The sequence below is a fragment of the Collinsella sp. CLA-ER-H2 genome (genome assembly GCF_040092405.1).
Taxonomy (GTDB): Bacteria; Actinomycetota; Coriobacteriia; order Coriobacteriales; family Coriobacteriaceae; genus Collinsella.
Genome location: NZ_JBBNLO010000002.1, coordinates 77937 through 104365, shown reverse-complemented (window position 1 = coordinate 104365; position 26429 = coordinate 77937). Strand labels below are relative to the sequence as shown.

Below are 26429 nucleotides of genomic sequence, written 5' to 3'. Positions count from 1 at the left end.
TTCATGCCTCTTGCTGATGTCTTTAGCCTGCTCGTTTTGGGTCAGGGCAAATCCGGTCTCGATGTCGCCCGCTGGGCGCTGGCACATCCCGAGCGCGTAAGTGCCGTTACCGTGTATGGCGGTGGCACCTCTGAGCCCAATGACGCCACGCGTGCGCTCGAGGCTGCTGGTGCGTCGTTTGTCTATGGGACCGAACAGGTCGAGGGCGCCTATGACGTATGCGTGACGTGCCCGGGCATCTCGGAGTTCTCGGGCTTCTTTAAGGCCGGGCGCGAGCATGCCGCCCAGATTATGGGTGAGCCCGAGTTTGCCTATCGCCTGTCGCCCGATAACTGGATTGCCATCACGGGCACCAACGGCAAGACGACCACCACGTCGCTGGCTGATTATCTGCTTAAGGCTGCCGGCGAGGCCAGCGTTGCTGTCGGCAACATCGGCGAGCCGCCGGTCAACGAGATTGACGGCCGAGCCCACAACGAGTGGTTTGTGGCTGAGCTCTCGAGCTATCAGATTGCTACGACAACCGAGCTCCACCCCCGCGTGGCGGTGCTGCTCAACATCACTCCCGACCACTTGGGCTGGCATAAGAGCCATAAGAACTACGCGCTTGCCAAGATCAAACTGTTTGACAATATGGTCGATGACGATCTGGCGGTTGTCGACGTCGAAGACGCCGGCATTCACGAGTTCGATGAGTACATCTACACGCCGGGTCGTCGCATCTGCAAGGTTGCCTTTGACGAGCCTGAGGGCGAGGATGCCGCCTTTGTGCGCGACGGCAAGATGGTCGTGCGCCTGAAGGGCGTCGAGACCCCGCTCATCGCTACATCCGAGCTCAAGATCTCGGGCCATCACAATGTTATCAATGCCCTGTGCGCCGCCACGGCTGCCTTGGCGGTCGGTGCCGATGTCGATGGTGTCTGCCGCGGTCTTGCCTCGTTCCAGCCGCTCGAGCACCGCGTGGAGCCGTGTGGCGAGATTGACGGCGTGCGCTACGTCAACGATTCCAAGGCGACCAACACCGATGCGGTCGAGAAGGCACTGACGGCATTTCCCGATGACGACGTGATCTTGCTGCTCGGCGGCCACGATAAGGGCACGCCGCTTGCGGACTTTGCCCGCGTCGTTATGGACAACGTGCGCTCGGTCGTCTGCTTTGGCGATGCGCGCGAGCGCTTCACCGCCGCTATGGACGAGGCCGATGTCGATGGCGATGTGGATATCGCCCAGGCGGATGACCTACGCGACGCCGTGGACGTCGCCCGTTCGCTGTCGAGCCGTGGTGACGTGATCTTACTTTCTCCTGCCTGCTCTTCGTTCGATGAGTTCTCGGGCTATGAGGAGCGCGGCCGCGTGTTTAAGGACTACGTGGCCCAGCTTGCCGCTGCAGCGAAATCACAAATGGAATAGGGGTTGCGGTGAGAGAGGAGAGCCCCCGACAAGGTATGAGGAGGCCCGACTCGGACCGTGCTTCCTCACGTCGCACCACACCGCGTTCCAGCCGCGGCGGGCAGTCGTTTAGCGAACGCTATATTGCCGGCGTTCCCGCCCGTATCATGCGCCCCCGTTTGATATTCATGGCCTGCTTGTTTACCTTGGTATGCTTTGGCCTGCTGATGGTGTACTCGGCGTCTTCGGTCGAGGCGCTGCACGAGAATGGCTCGGCGACGTTTTTTCTGGGTCGACAGGCCGCTTTTGCCGTGGTTGGTGTTCTGGCGTTGATTGCCATCGTGCGCGTTTTGCCGGACAGCTGGTTTGGGGAGGATGTGCTCAGGATCTTCCTCATAGGCATGATAGGGCTACTGTTTCTGGTGTTCTTGGTGGGCAGCGGCAGCCGTGGCGCCACGCGCTGGCTCAACATCGCCGGCATTCAGTTCCAGCCTTCCGAGTTTTTAAAGCCATTTGCCATTGCGTATTCGGCTATCATGCTTGATCGCTTTTTTTCGCCCGGTGGCAACATCAACGAATTCCTTCGCAAGATGGGCATTTACCTGGGCATTTCGCTCTTTCTGATCTTTATCCAGCCCGATTTCGGTACTGTCCTGATCATCCTGTTGACCCTCATGTGCATGGCGTTGTTTGCGGGTCTCGACCCCAGATTTATCATCGGCGTGCTAATCTTCGGCATTCTCGTGATCGTGATTGCGCTTGTCGCAGAGCCGTACCGTATGGTGCGTATTCAGGTTGCCTTGAACCCTTGGGCCGACGAGTATGGTGACGGCTATCAGGCCACGCTTGCCATCATGGCCTTTGCCTCGGGCGGTCTGTTCGGCCGTGGCATCGGCAACTCAACCATGAAGTACTCGTATCTGCCCGAGGCGCACAATGACTACATCCTGGCTATCATTGGCGAGGAAGTCGGCTTTGTTGGAACCGTGCTGTTCTTCTTGGTGTTTGCGATGCTGATCTACTCGGCGTTTCGCATTGCCGAGCAGGCGACCGATCGTCGGGGCGCGCTCATGGCGTCTGGCTCCGCGGTCATTCTCGCGGTGCAGTTTTTGATTAACGCGCTGGGCATCCTCAACGTGTTTCCCATGACGGGCAAACCGTTGCCGTTTATTAGCTACGGCGGTTCGTCGATTATTGTGTCGCTCATGCTTGCCGGGTTGATCCTGCGCGTTTCGTACGAGAGCGCCCGCCGCGATGAGTATGACCGCCGACGTGAGAGCTTTGCCGTTATGGATGAGAGTACCGCCGGCGTGCCCCACGTGCGCGGCGAGCGTTCTTCGCGTAACGGTTTTACCGTCCTGGATGGCTCTGCGACCGAGCCGGCAGCCCGCCCGCGTCAGCGAACGGCGCCGCAAGGTCGTCCTCAGCGCCCCAGCCCTCGCAACGCGGGCGGCGGATATAATCGAATCGATTTGAACTCGGACCCGTCGGCGCGCTTGCGCACCGACGACCAGGGACCGCGTGTACGAAGGGACTACCATGACCGATAAGATGACCGTTGCTATTGCAGCCGGCGGTACGGCAGGACACATCAACCCCGCGCTCGCCTTGGCCGAAGAGCTGCGTGACCGTGGCCACCACGTTGTGTTCGTGGGCCAGTCGCGCAAGCTCGAGGGTCGTCTGGTCCCCGAGGCTGGGTTTGATTTTGTGCCCATTACGGTCACGGGCTTCGACCGCTCCCGTCCTTGGACGGCGCTGACCTCGCTGTGGCGTGTCAATAAGGCCAAGCGTGCGCTCGCCAATCATTTCTCAAAGGTCGGCAAGCCCGATGCCGCCATTGGTTTTGGTGCCTATGTCGAGGTTCCGCTGCTGGGGTGGTGCAAGGGCGCAGGCGTTCCGTATCTGCTGCATGAGCAGAACTCTGTTCCGGGCCTGGCCAACAAGATGATGAATTCCCACGCCGCTCGCGTGTGCATCTCGGTGCCGGCAGCGCGTTCGGTCTTTGAGCGCGAAGGTGACCCTGACCACGTGCTCATGACCGGCAACCCCGTACGTCGCTCGGTGATCGAGGGCGATCGCGCTCGCGGCCGCAAGGCACTTGGCGTTCCCGAGGACGCTACGCTGCTGCTCGTCTTTGGCGGTTCACTTGGCGCCCAGCACCTCAACGAGCGCGTGGCTTCGCTCAAAAACGAGCTGCTTTCGCGCAAGAACCTCTATGTGTTGCATTCGACGGGTGCCGACGGCTTTGAGGAGACCGAGCGCGCTTTGGCGCTGACGCCCGAGGAGGCGAAGCGTTACCGCGTCCAGCCTTACATCGACAACATGGGCGATATGCTGGCTGCTGCCGATTTGGTGCTCTCGCGTTCGGGCGCATCGAGCGTGGCCGAGATCGCTGCGCTCGCCGTGCCTTCGGTGCTCGTGCCGTACCCGCATGCGACTGCCGACCACCAAACCACCAATGCCCGTTATCTGGTCGACGCCGGGGCCGGCGTGCTCTGCGCCGATGCCGATATCGACGGTTCTGCCTTTGCCGATGAGCTGCTGCACCTGGTCGATGACGCGGCGGCACGCGACGCCATGCGTCAGGCGGCGCGTGGTCTGGCCCAGGATAGGGCCGCCGCTCTTCTGGCGGATGCGGTAGAGGGTTTGCGTTAGTTAGACGGGATATCGTCGGTCGCCCTCGCGCTGATGCGGTAGGTGCGGTACAGTTAACGGGTTACAGGCAGTGTTTACGCAAGGAGTACACGAGCACATGGCTGATTCCCAGACTGCAACCTCCGCGCCCGAGTTTAAGAGCGCCCACTTTATCGGTATCGGCGGCGCCGGCATGAGCGGCATCGCCCTCGTTCTGCACGAGCGCGGTTATGCCGTTACCGGCTCCGACCTTAAGACGTCACGCTATATCCGCCAGCTTACCCGCGCTGGTGTGAAGGTGCATGTGGGCCATGAGGCCGCCACGATCGACGAGGTCAAGCCCGACGTGGTTGTTGTCTCCACCGCTATTCCGGAGTCCAACCCTGAGCTCGTGCGCGCTCGCGAGCTGGGCATTCCCGTGTGGCCTCGTGCCAAGATGCTCTCTGCTTTGGGTCACGGCTACACCACCGTCGCTGTTGCCGGCACGCATGGCAAGACCACCACGTCTTCGATGTGCGCCACCATGCTCGACCGCATGGGTCTGGATCCGAGCTTCTTGATCGGCGGCATTGTCGAGGGCTATGACACGAACGGCAAGAACGGCTCGGGCGACTATTTTGTCGCCGAGGCCGACGAGTCCGACAGCTCCTTCCTGTTCCTGAACCCCAACGTGGTCATTGTGACCAACGTCGAGGCCGACCACCTCGATCACTACTCGGGTATCGAGGAGATCGAGGCGACTTTCGCCAAATTCATGAGCCTGGTGGGCGAGGACGGCACCGTCATCGTCTGCGGTGAGGACTCGCATCTGGTCGAGCTCGCCAAGTCGACGGGCCGTCACGTGCTTTCCTACGGCTTTGCCGAGAGCAACGACATCGTCTGCATGCACCCGGATGTCAAGGGCATCCAGAGCGACTTTATCGTTCGCTTTGAGGACGGCACTGAGCACGCTGTGGAGATCAAGAGCAATCCCGGTCGCCACAACATGCTCAACGCCACGGCGGTGCTCACCGTCGCCCATGTTCTGGGCCTTGACATCGACGCCGCCGCCAAGGCGCTCTCGAGCTTTGAGGGCGTCCGCCGTCGCTTTACCCACGTGGGCGATATCGATGGCATCACCGTGGTCGATGATTACGGCCATCACCCCACCGAGATCAAGGCGACGCTTGCTGCCGCTTCGTCGCTGGGCTACAAGCATGTCGACGTCGTGTTCCAGCCGCACCGTTATTCGCGTCTGCAGGCCCTGTGCGACGACTTTGCCGATGCATTTGCCAATGCCGATAAACTGCTGCTGATTGATGTGTTCTCGGCTGGCGAGATGCCCATTCCGGGTGTTACCTCTAAGATGCTCGCCGATACCGTGCGCGCCAAGCATCCTGGCAAGGAGGTCGTGTACTGCTCCAGCCGTCTTGAGCTCAATCAGGAGCTCGAGCAGATGGTGGGCGAGGGCGACCTGCTGCTCACCATGGGTGCCGGTGACGTTACGACCGTCGGTCCCGAGTTTATCGAGTATCTGACTGCCAAGAAAGACGCTTAAGTCTAATGGGTCTGTTTAACGCCGTCATGGCGCTCTCGGGCATGATCGACACGGATGTGATCGAGGACGAGCGCCTTGCGCGTCATACGAGTTATCGTATCGGCGGCAAGGCCGACCTCTTTGTGACGTGCCATAGCTATCATGCCCTTCGCCGCGCCGTGGCGGTGCTCGATCGCGAGCAGGTGCCGTGGGTCATCATCGGCAAGGGCTCCAATCTGCTGGTTGCCGATGGCGGTTATCGCGGCGCCGTCATTTCGCTCGGACGTGAGTTTCAGCGCACGGTTGTTGCCGATGACGGTTGTACGCTGACGGTCGGTGCGGGCGTGATGTTTGCGCGCCTGGTCAACGATGCCCTGTCGCGTAGCCTCTCGGGCCTTGAGTTTGCCGTTGGCATCCCTGGCTCGGTCGGCGGTGCGATATCTATGAATGCCGGCACACGGACCGAGTGGATTGGCTCGCTGGTTGAGGATGTCGTAACGTTTGACCCGGTATCCGGTATCAAACATTATGCGGGGTCCGAGATCACTTGGGGCTACCGCGAATGTAGCCTTCCCCGCAATGAGATCATCCTCGAGTGCGTGCTCAAGCTTAAACCGGCGCCCAAGGCCGACATTCGCGAGCGCATGGAGCGGTACCTGACGAGGCGCAAGCGTACGCAGCCCATGGGTCGCGCATCCTGCGGGTCGGTCTTTCGCAACCCGCCCGATGCGAGTGTGGGCAAGCTTATCGAGGATTGTGGATTAAAGGGTTTTTCGATTGGCGGCGCGGAAGTTTCGCCCGTTCACGCTAATTTTATCGTTAATAACGGAACTGCCTCGGCCGATGACGTTGCCGCGGTTATCAGACATGTGCACGGAAAGGTGAGGGAGGCGTATGGCATCGAGCTCAGACCGGAAGTTAAATTCCTCGGCTTCTAGAGCATCGAAACCCACCTTCCGCCGCGCCGGAGGGCGTTCCGGCGCGCCTGCCAAACCTCAACGCAATACCGTCGCGCATTCTAAGTCTGTCGGGCATGCTCGACAGACCAGTCGTCCGGTCGTCGGCTCGCAGCTCGGTAATCGTCCGGCCGCAAAAAAGTCCTCGCGTCCCTCGGTGACGTCAAAGCCTGTTATGGGCGCCAAACCTGCCCGTCCCATGGCAACTCCTAAGCCCTCGACGGGAACTAAAGCGCCGCGTCCAGGTCGCACGCTGGGCGCATCGAAACCGCGCTCGCTGACATCGGTGCCGGCTACCGCCAAGAAGCCTTCGGGTAAAAAAAGCGTCAACCCGTTGTCTTCACTTGGGGCGATGGTAAATAAAACATCAGATGCCGCTTCTGTCGTTACAGGCAAAGGCAAAATCGTTGGCGGCGTTCTGGCCGTCTTGGCCGTGCTCGTCGTCGTTGCCATCGTGGTGATTAACTCTGGATTGTTTACCGCCACTGATATTCAGATTCAAGGCAGCGAGCATGTGACGAAGCACGATGCTATCCAGCTGATCGATTTGCCCGAGGGAACGTCGCTTTTTAACGTCGATCCCGATCAGATTACCGAGGATCTCAAGCAGAACCCGTGGGTCTCGGGCGTGGATGTCCAGCGTCAGTTCCCGCATACGCTCATCATTACGCCGATGGAGCGCAAGGTCATTGCAATTGCCTATATCAGCTCCGATGACCTTGCTTGGGCCATCGGGGATGATGACACCTGGATCGCCCCGCTGTCGACGTCGGTCGAAGTGGACGATCAGGGCAACGTCATCACGACGGGGCAGGGCTCAAATACCTTGACCGGAATCGATGCTGCACTGGCGCTCGCTAAGCATTATGGCGCGGTGTTGTTGACTGATGTCTCGGCGGATGTCGCTCCGGTTTCCGGCCAGGCGGTGAGCTCCAAGGCCGTTAAGGCTGGCTTGGATTATGTGCGTGGTTTTTCGAGCGAGTTCTTGGGACAAGTCAAGGATATTTCCACGCCTTCGGTCGAAGCCATCTCGGCAAACCTCAATAACGGCATTGAGGTGTCGCTGGGCGATTCGGACGATATTGCCAAGAAGGAACGCGTAGTCACCAAGTTGCTTTCGCAGGTAGAGGGCGTAACGTATATCAATGTGCGCTCTCCGGGCAACTACACATTTAGGAATGCTCCGACCTCGTAGCGCTGGTTGATGCTTTGTTGAGTGGCCATACCACGCCGTTTATCTGGTTTGTTTGGTTTTCACGGTCAATTATTTGACTGATACGTTCATAATGTGCAACCATAATACGGTTTACCTTTGCATTTACTTTCAACCTGAAGGTTAATGTGCGCAGGGGTCGACCCATGCTATGGCTATAACCTTTGTTCGGAGGACCGACATGCACGAGACAGAGATCAACAACTACCTTGCCGTCATTAAGGTGGTCGGCGTCGGCGGCGGCGGTACCAACGCGGTCAATCGAATGATCGAAGAGGGCATCCGCGGCGTCGAGTTTGTTGCCATCAACACCGATGCTCAGGCACTCGCGATCTCTGATGCCGATATCAAGGTGCACATCGGCACCGACCTTACCCGCGGCTTGGGCGCCGGCGCCAACCCCGAGGTTGGCCGCAAGGCTGCCGATGAGTCCCGCGATGACATTGCCGAGGCGCTCGCTGGCGCCGACATGGTGTTCATCACCTGTGGCGAGGGCGGTGGCACCGGTACCGGCGCTGCTCCCATCGTTGCCGATATCGCGATGAACGAGGTCGGCGCGCTGACCGTCGCCGTCGTGACCAAGCCCTTCACCTTCGAGGGCCGCAAGCGCAAGAAGAGTGCCGAGGAGGGCATCAAGACTCTCTCCGATTGCGTCGACACCATGATCGTTATCCCTAACGACAAGCTGCTCGACATCGCCGAGAAGAAGACCACCATGCTCGAGGCCTTCGCGATTGCCGATGGCGTTCTCTCCCAGGGCACCCAGGGCATCACCGACCTCATCACCGTCCCCGGTATCATCAACCTGGACTTCGCCGATGTTAAGACCATCATGAAGCAGGCCGGTACCGCCATGATGGGCATCGGTACCTCTTCTGGGGACACCCGTGCCGTCGACGCTGCTCAGCAGGCTATCTCCAGCCCGCTGCTCGAGAGCTCTATCGATGGCGCTACCCGCGTCCTGCTTTCTATCGCCGGTTCCAAGGACCTGGGCATCCAGGAGATCAGCGATGCTGCCGACGTTGTCGCCAACGCCGTCGATCCCGAGGCCAATATCATCTTCGGTACCGTCGTGGACGAGTCCCTGGGCGATCAGGTTCGTATCACCGTCATCGCTACGGGCTTCTCCGACTCCAACGTCAACCGTCAGGACGAGCTCTTTGCTGCTCAGCAGTCTCAGAGCAAGGCCGCTGCCTCCGCCGAGCCGCAGCGCACCGCTCCGGCCGCCAGTCCGGCTCAGGCCGCCCCGACCCGCAACGTCGGTGGCACCGAGCTTCCTAACTTCGGCAACGATCAGTTCGAGCTTCCCGACTTCCTGAAGCGCGGCAGCTTCTAATCGGTTGTTCTCAGCGTTTTGTATGGGGATGCGTCCATTTGGATGCATCCCTTTTTTGTTTCGCTTTTGTAAACGAAAGCCTCCAATCTCTTTACGTTCCCTTTACGTTTGCCCTTGGTGCAGCGGGTATCCTTTTAAGGAAGTATGACAGCCGCGTACATGCGGACTGCAGCGGCGATGCCGCGGTACTTGTGTTATTAGGAGGCTTTAGTATGGCAGCACGTGCGGACAGAGTTTCGCGTGTCGACCATGATGGAGTTACGTTGGTGGAGGGCACGACGTCAAATGTCCGTTTTGCCTTTACCGAGCGCACCGGTGGCGTTTCCGAAGAACCGTACTCCTCGCTCAACTTGGGCTCGCATGTAGGCGATGACCCCTTTTCCGTTCAAGAAAATCGTCGTCGTGCGCTTGATGCCATGGGAGCTGCCGAGTGCGAACACAACCTGCTTGTTCCCAATCAGGTACATGGGGATCGCATCGTTACGGTGACTTCGAACGGTGCTGATGATCTTGAGATCATTCGCGAACAGATTGCCGAGGGCTGCGATGGCATTGTGTGCACCGCGCGCGAGGTCCCCGTGCTGCTTTGCTTTGCCGATTGTGTGCCCGTGGTGCTGGTTGTCCCCGGTGGTTTCGCTGTCGTCCATTCTGGCTGGAAGGGCACGATAGCGCACATTTCCGCCAAGGCCTGCCAAGCGCTCTGCGAGGCAACAGGAAGCGAGGCGTGCGATGTCTCGGCATATATCGGCCCGCATATCCTGGGTGACGAGTACGAGGTATCGCAGGAGCTCATGGATCGCTTTGCCGCCGAGTTCGCATGCATCGATGCGAGCGCCTCTCGCATGCTTGATCTTTCTGCCGCGATTCGCGAGGCGCTTGAAGGCATCGGTGTCGCCACGGCAAATATCGTGGATACCGAGCTTTCCACCGTGCGTCAGAATGACCGTTTTTTCTCCTACCGTAACGAGGGCGGCACCTGCGGGCGCCATGCTGCGATCGGCGTGATGCTATGAGAAAGATCGTATCGCTCCTGAGCGCCGCGGTGCTCACGCTCACGCTGTGCGCCTGCTCTTCGGGATCCTCCACCTCTTCCATTACTGTGGCTGGCTCCACGACGTGCCTTCCCATCGCCGAGATTGCTGCCGAGGGTTTTAAGGAGGAGACCGGCATCGACGTGCTGGTCTCTGGCCTGGGCTCATCTGCTGGCATCGAGGCCGTCAGCGCCGGCACGGCCGATATCGCCAGCTCCTCTCGTGGCCTCAACGCCGACGAACAGGACCTGGGTCTGACCCCGATCGTAATCGCGCACGACGGCATCGCGGTCATCGTGAATGAGGACAACCCTGTTGAGAACCTCTCGACCGAGCAGCTCCGCGATATCTACGCCGGCAAGATCACCAACTGGAAAGAGGTCGGTGGCGAGGACCTGAAGATTCAGGTTATCAACCGCGACGAGGCCTCCGGTACGCGTGAGGCTTTCCGCACTATCGTGATGGACGGCACGCCGTTCGATCGCCGTTCGGCCGTTCTTTCGGGCACGGGCCAGGTGCGCGACGTGGTATCTCGTTCGCGTGGGGCCATCGGCTACATTTCGCTGGGCTTCGTCGATAGCCTCAGCGCCAAGACCTCGGTCAAGGCCGTCTCGGTCAATCATGTTGAGGCGTCCGAGAAGACGGTCGCGAGTGGCGGCTATCCCATCTCGCGCGACCTTTACTTCTTTGTGAAGGGTGTGCCTTCGCAGCAGGCGCAGGATTACATCGACTATGTGACGTCCGAAAAGATGGACAAGCAGATTCGCGAGGCGGGCTTTATTCCCGTCACCAACGACGAGAAGGGGAGTGAGTAGCATGGAAGCACAGGAAAACTCCCAGACTGAGCAGAATGTTCAGACGCCCAAGAAGCGCGAGCTGGCGCTCGTATCGCGCAGTACCTATATCAAGGAGAAGGCGCTGCAGTGGATCTTCTTTGCCTGCGCGTTCCTGGCGGTCGTCACCGTCATCCTGATTTTTGTCTTTACCACGTACTCGGCCCTACCCGTCTTTACCGATATTGGCCTGGCAGACTTCTTTAGCTTTACATGGGCACCTTCCGAGGGCCACTACGGCATTATGTCGCTGCTTGCCGGCTCGGGTCTGGTGACTGTCGGCGCCCTTGCCATGGGCGTCCCCCTGGGCGTGGGCACCGCCGTGTATCTGGTTGAGATTGCCAGCAAGCGCGTGCGCAAGCTCATCAGCCCCGCCGTCGACCTGCTGGCGGGCATCCCCTCCATTATCTACGGCTTCTTTGGCATGATCATCATTCGCCCGTTTATCGCTCAGCTGACTGGTGGCCTTGGCTTTGGTGCGCTGACGGCTTGGTTCGTGCTCGCCATCATGATTGTCCCCACCATCACCACGCTTACCATCGATGCCCTTAACTCCATTCCCATGGGCATCCGCGAGGCATCCTATGCCATGGGTGCCACCAAGTGGCAGACCATCTACAAGGTCGTGCTGCCGGCGGCCAAGCTGGGCATCGTGGACGCTATCGTGCTGGGCATGGGTCGCGCTATCGGCGAGACCATGGCCGTGCTTATGGTCGTGGGTAACGCCCCGGTCATCCCGGACAGCATCTCGAGCCCCATCTCGACGCTCACGAGCCAGATCGCGCTCGATATGAGCTATTCCTCGGGCCTGCATCGTTCTGCCCTGTTTGGCATGGGCGTGGTCCTGTTTATCATCTCCGCCGCGCTGGTGGGCATCGTCCGTTTGATTTCCAAAAATAAGAGGGGGTAGGCTATGTCCGATTCCGTTGACACGACGGTCGATACGACCTCGTCGCGCGAGCGCATCAAGCGTGCCCTTTCCCACGGTAAGAAGGGCCGTATCAACAAGGACCTATCAAACAAGATCATGCTCGGCGTGTTCCGCGCCGCGGCATATATCACCACGCTGGTGCTGGTCGCCATCATCGCCTACGTGGTCGTTAACGGTCTGCCGCATATCTCGCTCGACTTTATCTTCGGTTGGCCCCAGGGCGTAAACGCCGAGGGCGGAATTTGGCCCACGATCGTCTCGACTGTCTACGTGACGGCGCTCGCCATGCTCATCTGCACGCCGATCGCCGTGCTGGCCGCGGTCTATCTGGCCGAGTACGCCAAGCAGGGCAAGGTCGTCGAGCTCATTCGCTATGCCGCCGACGCCCTGGCATCGGTGCCCTCCATCGTTATGGGTCTGTTTGGCTACGCCTTGTTTGTCGAGGCCATGGGTCTGGGCCTTTCGATGATCTCGGCCGCTCTGGCGCTCGCACTTTTGATGCTCCCCATCGTCATGCGCACCACTGAGGAAGCCATTCGCGCCGTACCGCGCTATATCCGCTGGGGCGCATATGGCCTGGGCGCCACCAAGTGGCAGGTTGTCTCCAAGATCGTGCTTCCTTCTGCCTTTGGCCGTATCGCCACCGGCATCGTGCTTGCCGTCGGTCGCGCCATCGGCGAGACCGCGGTGGTGCTCTACACCATGGGCCAGGCCATCAACCTGCCGATCTCGCCGCTCGATTCCGGCCGCCCCATGACGGTTCACCTGTACCTGCTCGCCAACGACGGCATCAACATGAACGCAGCTTACGGCACCGCGCTCCTGCTGATGGTGATCATTTTGGCCTTCAACCTGTTTGCGCGCTTCCTGTCGCGCAAGCGCCGCTAGTTAAGGAGTCCCATGTCCGTTTATCAGTCCGCTCCCACGCTGGAGCAAGCGGCCATCACGGCCAAGGATTTCAACTTTTGGTACGGTGACTTTCATGCGTTGACGGGGCTCGACCTCAATATCGCCAAAAATGCCATCACCTCGTTCATCGGCCCCTCGGGCTGTGGCAAGTCGACGTTTTTGCGCTGCATCAACCGCATGAACGACCTGATCGAGGGCACGCGCGTCGAGGGCACCATGACGCTCGACGGCAATGATATCTATGCCGAGGGTGTCGACCCGGTCGACCTTCGCCGTCGCGTGGGCATGATCTTTCAACAGCCCAACCCGTTCCCTAAATCCATCTACGAGAATGTTGCTTTTGGCCCTCGTCTGCAGGGCGTGACTAGCAAAAGCGACCTCGATGACATCGTGGAAGAATCGCTCAAGCGCGCCAACCTCTGGAAAGAGGTATCCAATCAGCTCAACAAGGATGGTTTGGCGCTCTCGGGCGGTCAGCAGCAGCGTCTGTGCATCGCGCGCGTGCTTGCGGTGCAACCCGATGTCCTTCTGATGGACGAGCCCTGCTCCGCCATCGACCCCACGTCCGTCTCTAAGGTCGAGGATCTGATGGCCGAGCTGGCGCCCGAGATGACGATCATCATCGTCACGCATTCAATGCAGCAGGCAGCTCGTATTAGCGACTACACCGCATTCTTCTTGCAGGAAGTTGCCGGCGAGCCCGCCACGCTCATCGAGTATGGTCAAACCGACGCGATCTTCACCAGCCCGGTGGACTCGCGGACGGAAGACTATATCACCGGCCGCTTTGGCTGATCGGTGCGACTAGTCCCAAGCCGATCGGACCTGGTCCGGTGCGTATTCACTGTGCGGGCGGCATGACCGCACCCAACTGATTGGAGTGAACCATGCGCAAACTGTTTTCCCGTCAGCTCGTCGAGGCCCGTCATGAGATGCTGAGCATCTACGAGGCCGTCGATCTGGCCCTCCACGATGCCGTGAAGGCCTATGTGACCGACGACCGCAAGCTCGCCACCAAGACCAAGAAGCGCACGCTTTCGATTGACGCACGCTGCGCCAACTTGGAGGCCGTCTGCTACAACCTGATCGCCACGCAGTCGCCGGTCGCCTCCGACTTCCGCTTGCTTCAGACGATCATCTATGTCGACTTTAACCTGCAGCGCATGACCGATAAGGTTCGCCAGATCTGCCGTGCCGCCAGCCACATGGTCAAGGCCGATATCTCGCTGCCCAAGGAGCTTGTCGGCACGGTCGAGGCCGAGGCTGAGGCCGTCTACCAGGTGCTGGGCTCTTCGCTTTCTGCGCTCGTCACCAACGACATGTCCATCATCTGCAACTTGGCCGTCGAGGACGAGCCAGTGCACGCCGCCTACGAGAAGTTCTTCCGCACCTTTAACCGTATGGATACGGGCGACTTTATGGACGACGACAGCAACTATGACGACCTGCGCCGCGCCATCATGGTTTCGCGCTACCTCGATCGCATCGCCTCGATTTCCATCGATGCCGCTTGCCGTCTGACTTTCCTGTTGACTGGTCAGCGTATGAATGCCGGCGATATCGCCCGCACTGATGAGGATGAGCTCGAGAGCATGCGCGTGCCTTCGGGCGAGGGCGTTATCATGAGGCCCGCCGTCGACGCTCGCTACGTTGCCAAGGTGCCCGTTAACGAGGTCGGCGAGGGTCTTCGCTATCTGCTCGATCATCTTGAGGATGAGGACGATGGCGAGGACGACGAGGAGTAAGTAATTCCGTTCGTCGAAAGATTGTAAATACCTAAGTGAGCGCGGCCTTGCACATGCGGGGCCGCGCTCTTGCGTTAGCATGGGACTACTTGTTTGGCTGTCAGCGGAGGCGATTGGCAATGGATAACTATTTGGACTTGATGCGCGCTCGCCGCGAGCAGATTCTGGAACGTTTTTATGCGGCGCTCGATCGCGCGGGCCGTCCCCATGACGCCGCGCGCCTCATTGCCGTGTCCAAGACCGTTGGTGTCGATGAGACCGTTGCCGCCATCCAGGCGGGGTATCGCCATTTTGCCGAGAACCGCCCGCAGGAGCTGGTTCGCAAGCTCACGGGTCTGGCGGAGCATCCGGAGCTGCCCGAGGTGCGCTTCGATATGATCGGCAACCTGCAGACCAATAAGATCAATGCGGTGCTGGGCTCAACCGAGCTGATTCACTCGGTGGGTTCGCTGCATCTGGCGCAGGCGATCTCGAGCCGTGCTGTCCGCAAGATTGAGGCAGGCGAGCTCGCCGGCCCCCAGCGTGTGCTCATTGAGGTCAATGTAAGTGGTGAGGAGTCGAAGGGAGGCTTTTCGCCCGATGAGATTCGCGCCGCCGCGGGTGAGCTTGCGGAACTTGAGGGAATTTGCGTACAGGGGCTTATGACTATGGCGCCCCGGGGGAATAAGGATGTGGCACGCCGCACCTTTGCGGGGCTTCGTGAGCTGAGGGATGAGCTGGAGGCGGCGCATCCCGATTTGAACCTGCCTGAGCTTTCCTGCGGCATGAGCGAAGACTTTGAGCCTGCCCTTGAGGAGGGCTCTACGCTCGTTCGCCTGGGCAGGGTAGTATTTAGCCCGGAGTTTGCAGTAAAATAAGGCTCTGAAGTGCGCACTGATTATCGGGGCGCCTGCACTAAACCGCGAGAGGACACAACCATGGGCTTCCTTGACGAGATTAAAAATAAGATGCACCTGGGCGGCCAGCAGGGTTACGACCAGGGTTATGGCCAGGACGACGACTACGGCTACGATGACGGCTATGACGATGGCTATCAGGGCAACGGCTACAGCGGAGCTTCGGGCGAGGGCTTCTACACCCAAGACGAGCCGAGCAACGGCCTGCTTGGTCAGACGCGCCGTGGTGAAGCTGAGTCGGTTGCCGTGTATACACGCTCCGGGCAGCTGGTCGGCGATGACTCTCGCCATGCCACGACGTATAACCCGCCTTCGCGCTCGCAGGACAGTGTTGCGAGCGGTTATCGTCCCGGTGCCTATGACACGCCGTCGAGCTACGCCGAGAACACCCGCGCCCGTGCCGCCGCTGCGCCCGCGCCTGCACCGAGCGATGCCTCGGCCTATGCGAGCAATATCATCAACGCCACACCGCAGCTGCCGGCCTATGTCCTGCGCCCCGAGAGCTATGACGACGTGGAGACCGTGGTGCGCCGCGTTCGCACCAAGCAGCCTGTCGCACTGATTTTTGTGGGCGTACGCACCGAAGTTGCCAAGCGCGTCTTGGACTTCTCTTACGGCTTTGCCTGCGGTCTGGGCGCCACGGTCAAGGAGGTGGGCGACCGCGTGTTCATGGTGCTGCCCGCCGGTTGCGAGGTCAAAGATTCCGATCTCAAGAAGCTTCGTGCCGACGGCTACCTTAAGTAAAGACAAGACGAGGAGATTCCCATCAACATCTACACTATCGTCCAGCTGGTCAACACGCTGTTCAACTTCTATTCCACGCTCATTGTCGTCTACTGCTTTATGACGTGGATTCCCATGAAGCAGGGTGGTTTGCTTCAGGATATTGCCGCGGTGCTTGATAGCGTGTGCGGTCCGTGGCTCAACCTGTTCCGTCGTTTCATCCCGCCGATGGGCGGTATCGATTTTTCGCCGGTCGTTGCGATTATTGCGTTGCAGTTGGTGCAGAGGCTGGTTCTGCAGCTTCTTATAGGTATACTCGTGTAGAACTGACTTAGTAACTTACGTCGGGCGTGTAGCGCCGAGGCGATGAAAAAGGAGACTTGTTATGGCTATTACCCCTGCAGACATCCAGGCTCAGACTTTCTCTGAGGCCAAGCGTGGCTACGATCCTGCTGAGGTCGACGTCTTCTTGGAGACGCTGTCCTCCGAGGTTGACGCTATGCTCGCTAAGATCGTTGACCTTAAGGGTCGTCTGACTGCTACCGAGCAGCAGCTTGCCGATGCACAGGCTCAGCTTGCCCAGGCTCGGGATACCGCCGACCAGGCCGTTCCTGCCGCCCCCGTGGCTGCTCCCGCCCCTGACTTCTCCGCTCAGGAGCGCCAGATTTCCGCTGCCTTGATCGCTGCCCAGCAGACCGCTGAGACCATCGTTAACGATGCCAACGAGAACGCTGAGCGTATCCGCAACGAGGCTGACGCCAAGGCTCGCGAGGTTATCCGCCAGGCTCTGACTGAGAAGCAGGCCGAGCTCGAGGAGATCGATCGTCTCAAGGCTTCCCGTGAGGAGTTCAAGGCCGAGTATCTTAAGCTCATCCAGCACTTCATGGACGATGCCCAGAACTCCTTCCCGGCCGACCTCATGGCCTCCACGCCGGTCGGTTCTGCCGCTTCTCCTGCAGTGACTGTTCCCGCCGAGCCGCTGCCCGTCGCTGACCCGGTTGTCCCCGTGGCCGATCCCTTTGCCCCGATCGACAACTTTGCTGCCGACGACCTGGACTAACATTCGGCCTACAATTTAGTGCCTAGAAAGGACCCGCAGCTTGCGGGTCCTTTTTTATGACTGTGCCGGGGTGCGTAACATAAAAACCAAGCCCTGCACATAGTGGCGCAGAACTCGGCGAACGGATGAACGGTCAAGGGTAGGCTTTAAGGCATGTCCCAAAAATCTACTTGAGGAGGAAGTCGGGGAGGGGAATGGTGCGGGCCTCGCGATGCTCGGGATCGGCGATGTGGTCGGCAGGATAGCCACAGACGAGCATGTGATAGGGATAGACGCCCTTGGACAGATTGAACTGTTCTTGTGCCACCTCAGGCTTAAAATGGCATACCCAGCACGTTCCCAGGCCCTGCTCGGTGGCCTCCATCATCATCTGATCACACACGATGGACGTATCGATTTCGCTGGAATTCATCTGATCATACGGGCGCACCCAAGCGTCATCGGTAACGCTGCAAATAAGGAAGACAAGCGGAGCCCCAAAGATAGACCCATCACGAGCAAACCGAGGCTGACAAGCAGCAGCCTTCTCCAGAAGCTCAGGCGTATCCAACACCATCACACGGGTTGGATGGTTATTACAAGCAGAAGGAGCAATACGCCCAGCCTCAACAATGGCATCCACCACAGCCTGCTCCACAGCCCGATCTTCAAACTCACGACAAGAATACCGACCCCGAGCCAGATCCAAATAACTCACAACCAAGCCCTCCAAATTCAGTGTATCAACCCAAAGCAAAACAAAGGGTACCCAAAGCCCGATCCAGCCAAACGTTTAAGGCGGTCCCAAAGTTCCCAATCGGGCTCAAAGGCCCTGTCAACAAAAGCCTCATTGCTTTCAAAGTATCAGCCAAAGTTCCCAATGGTGGTACGTAAGGCGAAGGGCCGGCCACGGTTTGCTTTCGAACGACTCTGCAAAGCAGCCGGAGTGAGAAAGCAAACCGTGGCCGGCCCTTCGCCGCCGGGACACGTACCCCCAATTAACTGTTCTTCATGACAATCGAATCCACAACATCGGCCACATTCTCGCAGCAGTCGGCGCAGTACTCCAGGAAGGCGTACACGTCACGCCAAGCGATGACCTCGAGCGGGTCCTTGCCGTTAACGTGCAGGTTGCGCATGGCGTTGATGTAGAGCTCGTCGGCCTCGGACTCGATGGTGTTGATCTGGATGACGAGCTCGCGCAGGGTCTTGGACTTGCGGTAGTTGGGCAGCTCGACCATCAGGTCCTTCATGGCGCGGCAGGCGTCGGTCACCTTGTGGGCGATGACGATGGCATCGGGGTGGATGCTCTGGATGTTGGTGAAGTAGACGCGCTGCACGACGCCCTCGATACGATCGAGCACGGTGTCGAGCGAGCAGCTCATCAGGTCTAGATCCTCGCGCTCAAGCGGGGTGATAAAGGCGGTGAGCAGGGCGTCTTCGAGCTCGTGGTGCTTCTTGTCTGCCGCATGCTCAATCGCATGCATCTTATCGAGCATGTCGTGGATCTGCGCAGGGTCAAAGTTCTCAAAAATCTTGGTGAGCAGCTCTGCGGCCTGGACGGCTAGGTCGGCGCAGGCGACGTAGTTGTCAAAGTAGAACGAATCGGGTTTCTTTGCCATGGGTGGTCCTTTCGAGGTGAAGATGGGCGGGCGAGGTAATGCAGTCCGGATGGACGTTCGGTTTGACTAGAGGAACATCATGAACAGCTTGGCCATGACAAAGCTGATGAGTCCGCAGGCGGGGAAGGTGAAGAACCAGGTGAACATCATGTCCTTGACGACACCGAAGTTGATGGCCGAAAGGCGCTTGACGGCACCGACGCCCATGATGGCGCAGGTCTTGATGTGGGTGGAGGACACGGGGATGCCGGTAAGGGTGGCAAGCAGCAGGTTTGCGGCGCCCGCCAGGTCGGCGGAGAAGCCCTGGTACTTTTCGAGCTTGACCATGCTCTGGCCGACGGACTTGATGATACGCTCGCCGCCCACGCTGGTGCCGATACCCATAGTGGCCGAGCACAGCAGCATAATCCAGATGGGGATGCCTGCATCGCCGACGCTCGTCTGGCCGCTGGCAAAGGCCACGCCTAAAAAGAGCACGCCGATGAACTTCTGTCCATCCTGCGCGCCGTGCATAAAGCTCATGGCCGCAGCGCTCGCGATCTGAGCGTATTTAAAGAAGACATTGGCACGTCGCCTGTTGGCGGCGGCGAAAAGAATCGAGACGAGCTTGCACAGGACCCAGCCCATGACAAAGCCCAGGCCGATGGAGAGCGCCAGGCCGTAGATGACCTTCATCCACTCGTGGACGTTGACGCTGCTCGCGCCGCCGAGGGCGATAGCGGCACCGGTCAGGCCGGCGATAAGGCTGTGGCTTTGCGAGGTGGGGATACCAAAACGCGACGCTGTGGCGCCGTAGACGACGATGGAGAACAGCGCCGCGCAGAGGCACGCGAGCGCCATGGTGCTGTTTCCGCCAAAGTCGACGATATGCGAGATGGTATTGGCGACGCTCGCGTTAAAGTGCGTCATGATGAGCACACCGAGGAAGTTGAATGCGGCGCTCATGAGAATGGCGGCGCGGGCGGGCATGCAACGCGTAGTGACGCAGGTCGCGATGGCGTTGGGCGCGTCGGTCCATCCATTGACGAAGATGGCGCCCAACGCGAGGATCACGGTGACGGCAAGGACTGGGTTCGACACAATTTGGCCGAGGAAGGTTGAGAACGTTACGTCCATATATGGGCTTTCTCGAAGTTTGCAGACACGTTACAAAAACATGATAAATCGTATCACCTCCTGTGGGTTTCTTTACCGAGTTCTGATGGGAGAAGTGAACTTTTTGGCACTAAAATTGAATATTAGCCCTGTTGACCGCGGGTGTTCTTTTTGCTAACACGCCATGCGGACACGTGCGATTACTACGACACTCCAAAACCACAGTCTGTTCGCTTTACAACATGCAAACATGCGTTCGATAATAGGAGGCATGGAATATCGACAGACAGATGGCAAAACTCGGCGCGTGCACAAGCAGTATGTGGACGTCGTGGCTCGCATCCTCGCGGGCGGACAGGTCGTGCCGGTCACCGTCTGCTGGGTCGACGGTCGTTGCTTTACGATTGACGAGATTGTCTCGACCACTGGGTTTGGCCTGACGGTTCACGGCATCCGTACGGCAACCTATAAGGTGCGTTTTGGCGGGCACGCGACCGAGTTGTATCTGGAGGACCAGACGCGCGAACGACCAGATGGTTCGCAGGCCCATCTGATGCGTTGGTGGGTGTGGGCATTCGACCGTACGCTCGAGGGCGAGCGCCGTGGGTAAGGACGTACGGCATTCGGGTACAATGACAGGAATCTTGTCACCTGCTGCGCCGTCTTTCACGGCACTTTTTGAAAGGACGAACCTATGAACGATATCCAGGGCTATCAGAACGGCCCCGTCGAGAGCGGCGCAAGCCGCGCCAAGGAGATGTCGCCGCGCGCGTACAATCTCGCCATGTCTGCCCTGATCTTCTTGGGCTTTTGCGCCATGGGCGCCGGCGTCTACTTTACGAGCACCATGTCGTTTGCGCGCATGATGATGAGCGGCGCCGCCCTGCCGCTGGTCTTTGGCTCGTTTATTTTGACCATCGTCGGCATGGTCATGATGTCGGCCGCCGCCAGCAAGCAGTCCGTGGGCCTGTCCCTTGTGGGCTACGTAATCTTTGCGAGTACCTTTGGCCTGACCGCGTCGTTTGGCCTTGCCAACTACGACCTGCCCACCATCAACACTGCCTTTATCGCCACGGCCGCCATCACCTTTGTCTTTGGCGCCTTGGGCGTGACGTTCCCCAAGTTTTTCCAGCGCGTATATGGCATCGGTTTTGGCATTCTGCTCGCAACTATTCTGGTTGAGATCGTGCTGATGTTCATGGGCGTCTCGCAGACCATCACCGACCTGATCGTGATCGTGGTGTTCGCCGGGTTTATTGGCTATGACACCTATGTTGCCACGACGGTGCCGCCCACACTGCCCAATGCCGTGCTTATGGCCTCTAACCTGTTCGTGGATATTATCAACGTGTTTTTGCGCATTTTGAACATCCTCGGCCGTCGCGATTAAAGCGCGGCATTGCGACGCTTCCTGCCGGACACGGTAAAACGATGCGAAAGGCGGTCCTTCGGGGCCGTCTTTTTTGTGCGCGGCGGGGTATCATGGATGGGAAAAAGCCGATAGCGGCAGCGACAGGAAAGGTGGCCACGTATGGCAGACGTCGACAACAGGAACCGTAACCGCAGGTCCAACCGAGCGGGTCAGCCCAATCCCAAGCGCGAGGCCCGTGCCAAGGCCGCCGAGCGTCACGTGGCAACTGTGTCCGAAGCGTGCGCCAAGGATATCGAGCGTTCGCTTGCCGGTGTTCGCGAGTTTGACGGTATGCCTGCCGGCTTTGTCGCGGCGATGAAGGCCAAGGTTCAGAGTGCTGTGGCCACCGAAGAACAGGTTGCCGAGGACGTCGAGGGCGCGGAGGCTGCCGAGGTCGAGGCAGCTCCTGAGCCCGTCGAGGAGCCTGCCGAGGAAATCGCCGAAGCTGAGTCCGCGCCTGCTGAGGAGCCTGCTGCGTCCCTGCCTGAGGTCACCGTGCTCGATGCCTCCGCCACGCAGGCCATCTTGGACAACGGTCGTGGCTATGCGCAGTTCTGCGACATGGCCGTGCTCGCCTTTGCCTCGTTCACCAACCCGGGCGGTGGCTATATTCAGGGTTATCTGGGCCAGGAGGCCACACTGTGCGCCGATTCGTATCTGTACAACGTTCTCGATAAGCAGCGCAAATGGTACGGCGAGAACCGTCGCCGCAACATCAACTGCGAGCTCTATCGTAACCGCGCCCTAGTGGTGCCTGCGGTGCGCTTCGACCGCAACCACGTGCATGCATACGCCGACGTGATCGTGGCCGCCGCGCCCAACGTTAAGCGCGCCCGCCAGGAGTATCGCGTGAGCGACGATGCTCTGCTGGATGCCCTGCGCGACCGCATTCGCTTTGTGCTTGCCATCTGCGACGAGCTAGGTCGCGAGAAGCTCGTGCTGGGCGCTTGGGGCTGCGACAACAACGGCTTTGACGCAGAGGCCGTGGCCGAGCTCTTCCGCAAGGAGCTCGCGTCGGGCGACTTTAAGGTCAAGCAAGTCTTCTTTGCCGTGCCTTCTACGCGCTGGGATGAGGATTTTGCCAAGTTCGAGCACGTGCTGGCAAACTTCCCCGAGCGCAACGAGGAGTCCTATGCCCAGGTTGCCGCTCGCGCTGCGGCAGCTCGCGCCGCCGAGCAGATCCAAGCTGCTACCGAGGATGATGAGGACGAGGACGACTGGCGCAAGTACCTGTAATCGGTACGTGCTGACAGATGGGTCGAGCCGGCGGGAGAGGCTGCTTCCGTCGGTTTTTTACTGAGCGAGGGGCTTACGATGAAAAACGTTCTATGCTTTGGCGACAGCAACACCTATGGTTACGATCCGGCGGGCATGCGCGACGGCACCGCGGTGCGCTATGCGCAGGATGTGCGCTGGTGCGGCGTGGCCCAACGTGACTTAGGCGAGGGCTGGCATGTAATTGAAGAAGGCCTCAACGGCCGCACGACGGTACGCGACGACATGTGCCATCTGAACACCAATCTTAACGGCATCCGCGCACTGCCGATGCTGCTCGAGGCCCATAAGCCGCTGGATGCGATCGTTATTATGCTGGGAACCAACGATTGCAAGACGGTCTTTGGTGTGACGGCCTCCGATATTGCCCGTGGCACCATGGCGCTGATTCGCGCCGTCCGCGCGTTTCCGTGGACCGACGCTGCGCCTTGTCCGCGCATTCTGCTGATGGCGCCTATCAAGATTAAGCCGCAGATCGCCGATGTATATATGACCGATTTTGACGAGCGTTCCGTCGAGGCCTCGGAGCATTTTGCTGAATACTATGCGCACGTAGCCGAGCAGTTTGGCTGCGACTTTTTGAATGCAGCGGAGTTTGCCGAGCCGGGCGATATCGACTATCTGCATATGATGCCCGAAAGCCATGAGAGCCTGGGTCACGCCGTGGCGGCCAAGCTCCAAGAGATGCTCGGAGAGTAGCGCGACCCCAAGCCACCGCAAAGGGGACGGGCGCCTTTGCGGTGGCTTTGGACTGCGAATCTTAATACTGCCACATGTGGTTGACGGGGCCGGAGCCTTTGCCCATGTCAAAGCCGGCGGCCAGAGCGCCGGTTAGGTAGGCCTTGCCGGCGTTGACGGCGTCGGCAAGATCCATGCCCTGAGCCAGCGCGCAGGCGATGGCGGACGAGAGCGTGCATCCGGTGCCGTGCGTGTTGTCGGTCTCGATGCGCTTGTGGCGGAACCACGTGGTGAGTGGATCTCCCAGATGGTTGCCCTCGTCATCGAGTGGCGCGGGTTCGGCCAGTACATCGTTGGCCTCGTTGACAAGATGCCCACCCTTAACGAGGGATGCGCAACCAAAGCGGCGGGTGAGGAGCATGGCAGCATTTTGCTGCGTGCGCTCGGAGTCGACCTCATAGTCGAGCAGTGCCATGGCCTCGGGAATATTGGGCGTGATAACCGTCGCTAGCGGGAACAGGCGGCGGGTGAGCGCCTCGGCGGCATCTTCGGCAATCAGCCGCGCGCCCGAGGTGGCGACCATGACGGGGTCGACGACCACGTTCGTTGCGTTCCAGGCGCTCAAGCGGTCGGCGATGACTTCGATAATCTCGACAGAAGAAACCATGCCGATCTTGACGGCGCTGGGGCGGATATCGTCAAAAACGGCGTCAATTTGCGCGGCTACGATATCTGGCGAGATATCCTGCACGGCGGTAACGCCCAGGGTGTTTTGCGCTGTGATGGCGGTGATGGCCGTCTCGGCATACAGGCGGTGCGCCGTGATGGTCTTGATGTCGGCCTGAATGCCGGCGCCGCCGCTGGAATCGGATCCCGCGATGGACAGGACGGCAGGTACCTTACTACGATCCATGTTCGCTCCCTTGTTCGGTCGGAATCAAATGGGTCTTTAAGCCAGCATTATAAAGATGCCCGGGCCGACTCTATGCCGAACCCGGGCGGGCGATGCAATCTCTACGCAAGTGTAAGTAAATGTTCACAAGTCAACAATTGACAGGCACCAGCTCGCCGCCAGAAGCGGCCGCGGCGACAGGGTTAGTCCTCCATGCCGAGGTCGATCGTGGTGCCCTCGAAGATCTTGTTGACGGTGCGGACGGCGCACATCTTGCCACACATGGTGCAAGTGCCCTCGGTGGCGGCGGGGGACTCCTCGTAGCGCTTCTTGCCCGTAACCGGGTCGAGCGCGCACTTCCACATGGCGTCCCAGTCGAGCTTGCGGCGTGCCTGGCCCATCTTGTCGTCCATGTCGCGGGCGTGGGGCACCTTTTTGGCGATGTCGGCGGCGTGTGCGGCAATCTTGGTGGCCATGAGGCCGTCGAGCACGTCCTGGGCGTTGGGCAGGCACAAGTGCTCGGCCGGCGTCACGTAGCACAGGAAGTCGGCGCCGGAGCTGGCGGAGATAGCGCCGCCGATGGCAGCGGTGATGTGGTCGTAGCCCACGCCGATATCGGTCACCAGCGGCCCGAGCACATAGAACGGGGCGTTGTGGCACAGGCGCTTCTGCAGCTTCATGTTGGCGGCGATCTCGTCGAGCGCCATGTGGCCCGGACCCTCGACCATAACCTGGACGCCGGCGGCCCATGCGCGCTTGCACAGCTTGCCCAGCTCGATCATCTCGGCGGTCTCGGTGGCGTCGTTGGAGTCGTAGAGGCAGCCCGGGCGACAGGAGTCGCCGAGCGAAATCGTCACGTCGTACTCGTGGCAGATTTCGAGCAGCTCGTCGTAGAACTCATAGAACGGGTTCTCGTTACCGGTGACCTCCATCCAGCCAAACAGCAGCGAGCCGCCGCGGCTCACGATGTTCATGAGGCGGCCTGTCTCCTTAAAGGTCTTTGTGACCGACTTGTTGATGCCGCAGTGGATGGTCATAAAGTCCACGCCGTCCTCGGCGTGCGCGCGCACGACCTCGAACAGGTCGTCCTTGGTAAGCTTGACCAGCGGCTTTTCCATGTAGCCGATGGCGTCGTACATGGGGACGGTACCTACCATGAGCGGCGTCTCGTCGATGAGCTGCTGGCGGAACTGGCGCGTCTTGCCCGAGTTGGAGAGGTCCATGATGGCGTCGGCGCCAAAGTCCTCGGCGATCTTGACCTTCTTCCATTCCTCGGCGGCATCGGCCTTGTCGCCCGAGATGCCCAAGTTCACGTTGACCTTGGTGGACAGGCCCTCACCGACGCCAAAGGCGCGCATGCCTTTTTTGATGTGCACGATGTTGGCAGGAATGGCGATGCGGCCGTCGGCCACGCGCTCGCGGATGTACTCGGGGTCGCGATGCTCGCGCTCGGCGACCTCCTTCATCTGCGGTGTGATCTGCCCGGCGCGGGCGAAGTCGATTTGCGTGACGAGCTTGGGCTCGGTCTGTGTGCTCATTGGCACGGCTCCCTTCGTTGGCATTACCCATATCAGGTTTGCGGGTCAGGGCGGGCGCGCCCAATCTCAGCCTGCCGTCTTGTCCTGCAAGCCCCCCGTTTATGTAATGGGCTCAAGTATAGCTCGAATGGGTACGATTGGCCTAACGAGCGTGCCTGTGGGGAGGCGAACATGGAAGACAAGCATCTATATCGAGAGACGCAATGGGATGTATCGGCCGAGGAAAGCCGTGCGCACCATGGCCTTGTCGCGATCGGTTTTGCGGTGCTTGCCGTGCTGGTGATTGCCTTTTGTATCTGGACGTTTGGTGGTCGCGGCGGCGCTGCATGGGAGTTCGAGGCTGATGATAGCCTACCGATTATGACGGTGAGGAGTACTGGCGGTAATGCCAATACGCTCGCCGTTCCGGGCGATTATTGGTACCCGTGCGATGAGTTTGTGCAGTTGCAGCTGAGTGGTGGGTCTATTCCTGGTGAGGAAATCGAACGCGTGACGTATGATGCGACGTTCAAAACGTTGACGGTGAAGCTCAAAGATCAAGGGGATGTGGCCACGACGATGGATATCGCGCTGACGGAATGGCGCCTGGAGCCCCCGTCGGGTGTTGCGGTGTCCGAGGTCGAGCACGTCAAGATTGTCTATCAGGACGGTTCGACAAACGGGATTGCAAAGGCCGACGGTCTAGCTGAATAGGTGTCGAGCCTAGCAGCCAATTCATAAAAGTTGCGGTGGAATAGTTCCTGATTGTGCGAAAAAGGCTCAAATAG

General features: G+C 59.6%; 27 protein-coding genes and 1 riboswitch. Of the genes, 22 read left to right on the top strand and 5 right to left on the bottom strand.

Features of this window, described 5'->3' with window-relative positions:
- Window positions 1-3: 3 nt before the first annotated feature.
- The 17 genes from murD (at window position 4) to AAAX59_RS01180 (ending at window position 17172) form a co-directional block, all read left to right on the top strand.
- Window positions 4-1410, top strand: coding sequence for a UDP-N-acetylmuramoyl-L-alanine--D-glutamate ligase (gene murD / locus AAAX59_RS01260; RefSeq protein ID WP_349070135.1), 1407 nt, complete (start codon window positions 4-6; stop codon window positions 1408-1410).
- A gap of 35 nt (window positions 1411-1445) precedes the next feature.
- Complete coding sequence (gene ftsW, locus AAAX59_RS01255; protein ID WP_138339768.1) at window positions 1446-2939, top strand: putative lipid II flippase FtsW; 1494 nt, start codon at window positions 1446-1448, stop codon at window positions 2937-2939.
- Window positions 2929-4044 (top strand): undecaprenyldiphospho-muramoylpentapeptide beta-N-acetylglucosaminyltransferase, encoded by a 1116-nt coding sequence (gene murG, locus AAAX59_RS01250; protein ID WP_138339767.1) that lies wholly within the window; start codon window positions 2929-2931, stop codon window positions 4042-4044. Before ftsW ends, murG begins: the two co-directional genes overlap by 11 nt.
- A gap of 97 nt (window positions 4045-4141) precedes the next feature.
- Entirely contained in the window at window positions 4142-5560 is a 1419-nt protein-coding gene (gene murC / locus AAAX59_RS01245) for a UDP-N-acetylmuramate--L-alanine ligase (protein ID WP_138339766.1), read from the top strand.
- A gap of 5 nt (window positions 5561-5565) precedes the next feature.
- Entirely contained in the window at window positions 5566-6477 is a 912-nt protein-coding gene (murB, locus tag AAAX59_RS01240) for a UDP-N-acetylmuramate dehydrogenase (RefSeq protein WP_138339765.1), read from the top strand.
- Between the two features lie 217 nt (window positions 6478-6694).
- Complete coding sequence (locus tag AAAX59_RS01235; protein ID WP_349070133.1) at window positions 6695-7690, top strand: FtsQ-type POTRA domain-containing protein; 996 nt, start codon at window positions 6695-6697, stop codon at window positions 7688-7690.
- A gap of 199 nt (window positions 7691-7889) precedes the next feature.
- Window positions 7890-9044 carry a cell division protein FtsZ gene (gene ftsZ / locus AAAX59_RS01230; RefSeq protein ID WP_055251674.1) on the top strand — a complete coding sequence of 385 codons (1155 nt, stop codon included), beginning with the start codon at window positions 7890-7892 and terminating at the stop codon, window positions 9042-9044.
- 212 nt (window positions 9045-9256) lie between these two features.
- The gene (locus AAAX59_RS01225; RefSeq protein WP_215694140.1) at window positions 9257-10057 is read left to right on the top strand and encodes a polyphenol oxidase family protein; all 801 of its coding nucleotides are present in this window, start codon (window positions 9257-9259) and stop codon (window positions 10055-10057) included.
- Complete coding sequence (locus AAAX59_RS01220) at window positions 10054-10890, top strand: phosphate ABC transporter substrate-binding protein (RefSeq protein WP_349070130.1); 837 nt, start codon at window positions 10054-10056, stop codon at window positions 10888-10890. Before AAAX59_RS01225 ends, AAAX59_RS01220 begins: the two co-directional genes overlap by 4 nt.
- Window position 10891: 1 nt before the next feature.
- The gene (pstC, locus tag AAAX59_RS01215; protein ID WP_349070128.1) at window positions 10892-11818 is read left to right on the top strand and encodes a phosphate ABC transporter permease subunit PstC; all 927 of its coding nucleotides are present in this window, start codon (window positions 10892-10894) and stop codon (window positions 11816-11818) included.
- Between the two features lie 3 nt (window positions 11819-11821).
- On the top strand, window positions 11822-12727 hold the full coding sequence (pstA, locus tag AAAX59_RS01210; protein WP_349070127.1) for a phosphate ABC transporter permease PstA: 906 nt from the start codon (window positions 11822-11824) through the stop codon (window positions 12725-12727).
- A gap of 12 nt (window positions 12728-12739) precedes the next feature.
- Window positions 12740-13543 carry a phosphate ABC transporter ATP-binding protein PstB gene (gene pstB / locus AAAX59_RS01205; RefSeq protein WP_089571588.1) on the top strand — a complete coding sequence of 268 codons (804 nt, stop codon included), beginning with the start codon at window positions 12740-12742 and terminating at the stop codon, window positions 13541-13543.
- Between the two features lie 92 nt (window positions 13544-13635).
- Window positions 13636-14493: a PhoU domain-containing protein gene (locus AAAX59_RS01200; protein WP_349070126.1), complete on the top strand. Its 858-nt coding sequence runs from the start codon at window positions 13636-13638 to the stop codon at window positions 14491-14493.
- Between the two features lie 119 nt (window positions 14494-14612).
- Window positions 14613-15350: a YggS family pyridoxal phosphate-dependent enzyme gene (locus AAAX59_RS01195; protein ID WP_349070125.1), complete on the top strand. Its 738-nt coding sequence runs from the start codon at window positions 14613-14615 to the stop codon at window positions 15348-15350.
- Between the two features lie 60 nt (window positions 15351-15410).
- Window positions 15411-16133 (top strand): cell division protein SepF, encoded by a 723-nt coding sequence (locus AAAX59_RS01190; RefSeq protein WP_022094497.1) that lies wholly within the window; start codon window positions 15411-15413, stop codon window positions 16131-16133.
- Between the two features lie 15 nt (window positions 16134-16148).
- A complete protein-coding gene (locus AAAX59_RS01185) occupies window positions 16149-16436 on the top strand; it encodes a YggT family protein (protein WP_040358293.1) in 288 nt (95 codons plus the stop codon).
- A gap of 61 nt (window positions 16437-16497) precedes the next feature.
- Entirely contained in the window at window positions 16498-17172 is a 675-nt protein-coding gene (locus tag AAAX59_RS01180; RefSeq protein ID WP_349070124.1) for a DivIVA domain-containing protein, read from the top strand.
- 166 nt (window positions 17173-17338) lie between these two features.
- Here the strand turns inward: AAAX59_RS01180 and AAAX59_RS01175 are convergent, their stop codons facing one another.
- From AAAX59_RS01175 to AAAX59_RS01165, 3 genes are all read right to left on the bottom strand, one after another.
- The gene (locus AAAX59_RS01175; protein ID WP_349070123.1) at window positions 17339-17869 is read right to left on the bottom strand and encodes a nitroreductase family protein; all 531 of its coding nucleotides are present in this window, start codon (window positions 17867-17869) and stop codon (window positions 17339-17341) included.
- A 280-nt stretch (window positions 17870-18149) separates the two neighbouring features.
- Entirely contained in the window at window positions 18150-18773 is a 624-nt protein-coding gene (locus AAAX59_RS01170; RefSeq protein ID WP_055309822.1) for a DUF47 family protein, read from the bottom strand.
- A 66-nt stretch (window positions 18774-18839) separates the two neighbouring features.
- Complete coding sequence (locus tag AAAX59_RS01165; RefSeq protein WP_006234237.1) at window positions 18840-19889, bottom strand: inorganic phosphate transporter; 1050 nt, start codon at window positions 19887-19889, stop codon at window positions 18840-18842.
- Between the two features lie 250 nt (window positions 19890-20139).
- Here AAAX59_RS01165 and AAAX59_RS01160 point away from each other — a divergent pair, with 250 nt between their 5' ends.
- From AAAX59_RS01160 to AAAX59_RS01145, 4 genes are all read left to right on the top strand, one after another.
- Complete coding sequence (locus AAAX59_RS01160) at window positions 20140-20478, top strand: hypothetical protein (RefSeq protein ID WP_006234236.1); 339 nt, start codon at window positions 20140-20142, stop codon at window positions 20476-20478.
- An 84-nt stretch (window positions 20479-20562) separates the two neighbouring features.
- Window positions 20563-21258 (top strand): Bax inhibitor-1 family protein, encoded by a 696-nt coding sequence (locus AAAX59_RS01155; RefSeq protein WP_349070121.1) that lies wholly within the window; start codon window positions 20563-20565, stop codon window positions 21256-21258.
- Window positions 21259-21399: 141 nt separating this feature from the next.
- Complete coding sequence (locus tag AAAX59_RS01150) at window positions 21400-22515, top strand: TIGR02452 family protein (RefSeq protein ID WP_349070120.1); 1116 nt, start codon at window positions 21400-21402, stop codon at window positions 22513-22515.
- Between the two features lie 78 nt (window positions 22516-22593).
- Window positions 22594-23253: an SGNH/GDSL hydrolase family protein gene (locus tag AAAX59_RS01145; protein WP_349070119.1), complete on the top strand. Its 660-nt coding sequence runs from the start codon at window positions 22594-22596 to the stop codon at window positions 23251-23253.
- Window positions 23254-23314: 61 nt separating this feature from the next.
- Here AAAX59_RS01145 and thiD read toward each other — a convergent pair whose 3' ends face one another.
- The gene (gene thiD, locus AAAX59_RS01140; RefSeq protein WP_055286100.1) at window positions 23315-24145 is read right to left on the bottom strand and encodes a bifunctional hydroxymethylpyrimidine kinase/phosphomethylpyrimidine kinase; all 831 of its coding nucleotides are present in this window, start codon (window positions 24143-24145) and stop codon (window positions 23315-23317) included.
- Window positions 24146-24327: 182 nt separating this feature from the next.
- Window positions 24328-25662, bottom strand: coding sequence for a phosphomethylpyrimidine synthase ThiC (gene thiC, locus AAAX59_RS01135; RefSeq protein WP_117820371.1), 1335 nt, complete (start codon window positions 25660-25662; stop codon window positions 24328-24330).
- Window positions 25655-25770, bottom strand: a riboswitch (TPP riboswitch). It overlaps the preceding gene by 8 nt.
- Before the next feature lie 63 nt (window positions 25771-25833).
- Between thiC and AAAX59_RS01130 the strand changes: the two genes are divergently transcribed.
- The gene (locus AAAX59_RS01130; RefSeq protein ID WP_349070117.1) at window positions 25834-26355 is read left to right on the top strand and encodes a hypothetical protein; all 522 of its coding nucleotides are present in this window, start codon (window positions 25834-25836) and stop codon (window positions 26353-26355) included.
- The last annotated feature ends 74 nt before the right edge of the window (window positions 26356-26429 follow it).